Source organism: Streptomyces katrae (assembly GCF_000966975.1).
In the GTDB taxonomy this organism is placed as follows: Bacteria; Actinomycetota; Actinomycetes; order Streptomycetales; family Streptomycetaceae; genus Streptomyces; species Streptomyces katrae.
In genome coordinates this window covers 1-1,821 of record NZ_JZWV01001330.1, presented here as the reverse complement: position 1 = coordinate 1,821, position 1,821 = coordinate 1, and the positions used below count along the sequence as shown (strand labels likewise).

At 76.0% G+C, this 1,821-nt stretch carries 1 protein-coding gene and 1 pseudogene; both read right to left on the bottom strand.

Translation table 11 applies throughout. From position 1 onward, the window contains the following. Nucleotides 1-929: serine/threonine-protein kinase (locus tag VR44_RS36850; protein WP_045952029.1), on the bottom strand; the 929-nt coding region annotated here is incomplete at its 3' end. Nucleotides 930-1,101: 172 nt separating this feature from the next. Next, nucleotides 1,102-1,821 (bottom strand): annotated as a pseudogene (locus tag VR44_RS36845) (Tm-1-like ATP-binding domain-containing protein); the annotation flags it as partial.

Here is a 1,821-nt window from a genome sequence, read left to right as displayed (position 1 = left end):
ACCCAGCCCGAGCCGATCGAGGTGGTGGCCACGGCGGTCGTCCCCGCGGCGGCGCCGCCCGCCGAGGGGAACAGCAGCGGCAGCAGGGCCGCCAGCGCGGCTAGCTTGCGCTGTCCGCGCTCCTCCCACCGGGGCCCGTACGCGGCCACCGCCAGGGCTTCCAGCTCCGCGACGAAGGCCTCGGCGTTCTCCGGCCGCTGCTCGGGCCGCTTGGCCAGGCCCCGCCGGATCAGCGGGCGTACGGCCTCGGGGGCCTCGGTCTCCGGTACCGGGGCCTCGATGTGCTGGACGGCGAGTTCGGCGAAGTTCCCGCCGTCGTAGGGCTTGCGGCCGGTCAGGCACTCGAAGAAGGTCGCGGTGGCCGCGTAGACGTCGGCGGTGGGCGAGGCCGGCTGCCCCTGCCACTGCTCGGGGGCCATGTAGGCGGGGGTTCCGGCGACACCGGGGGTGCTGCCGCGGCCCGCGGCGATCCCGAAGTCCACCAGCTTGGAAGAGCCGTCGGCCGCGACCAGCACGTTCTCCGGCTTGTAGTCGCGGTGGACCACACCGGCCCGGTGGGCGGCGGCCAGCCCGAGCAGGGAGCCCTTGAGGACCACGAGCGCGGCCTCGGGTTCCGTCCGGCCGGACTCGCGCAGCACGGTGCGCAGGGAGACCCCGTCGACGAGCTCCATGACGATCGCGGCCCCGTCCGGCGCCTCCACGTACTCGTAGAAGCCCGTCACGTACGGGGAGACCAGCCCGCCCAGCAGGCGGGCCTCGGCCCGGAACTCCCGTACGAAGGCCGGGTCCTCGCGCATCCGGTCGCTGAGGTACTTCACGGCGACCGCCGTGCCGGTGGCTTCGTGGACCGCGAGCACGACCCGGCCGCTGCCGCCCGAGCCCAGCTCCCGCACCTCGGTGTACCCGGGGACCGCCCAGCCGTTGCTCATTCCCGCCCCCCTCCGTGGCGTCACCGGCTCCTCCCAGAGCCGGACCGGCCGGTTCCGACCGGCCACACCCATGGACACCATTGAGCCACGGCTGGTTCCCGACCGTCCGGCCCGTCCGGTCCTCGGACGGGCCGGACGGGCCCGGTGGGGGCCGGGCGGGCCGGGTGAGGGGTCAGGCGGCGGCCGACACCGCGCCGATCATCGCGTGCAGCCGGTCCGCCGCCGCCCGCCCGAAGGCCGGGTCGTTGATGTGGGTGTCGTAGTCGTAGAGCCGGGCGGCGCTGCCCCGCAGCCCCTCGCGCAGCGCCGAGAACAGGGCCCCGTCCGCGTCCGGATCGTGGTACGGGCCCCCCGGCGCGCCGAGCGTGGACAGTCCGCGCAGCGGTACGCACACCGCCGTCGGCCCCGTCGCCACGCGCAGCTTGGCGGCCACCCGCCGGCCCAGCTCCGCGCACTCGGACCCGGTCGTGCGGATCACCGTGATCGAGGGGTTGTGCACCCGCACCCGCCGGTAGCGGGCCCGCTCGGGCAGGGTCTCCAGGGGGCCGAACTTCACCATGTCCAGCGCCCCCAGGCTCACCACCTGCGGGATCCCGGCCCGCCCGGCCGCGCTGAGGCGGTCGGGGCCGGCGGTGAGGATGCCGCCGCACAGGTCGTCGGCGAGCTCGCTGAGGGTCAGGTCCAGCACCCCGGCGAAGATGCCCTGACCGGCCAGCTTCTCCAGGGTGCGGCCGCCCGTCCCGCTGACGTGGAAGACCAGCACCTCGTACCCGAGCTCGGTCAGCCGCTCCCGCGCCGCGTCCACGCCGGTCGTGGTGACCCCCGCCATGCTCGCGGCCACCAGCGGCCGCGAGCCCGAGCCCAGCCGGGCCGGGCGGCTGCGGTCCAGGGC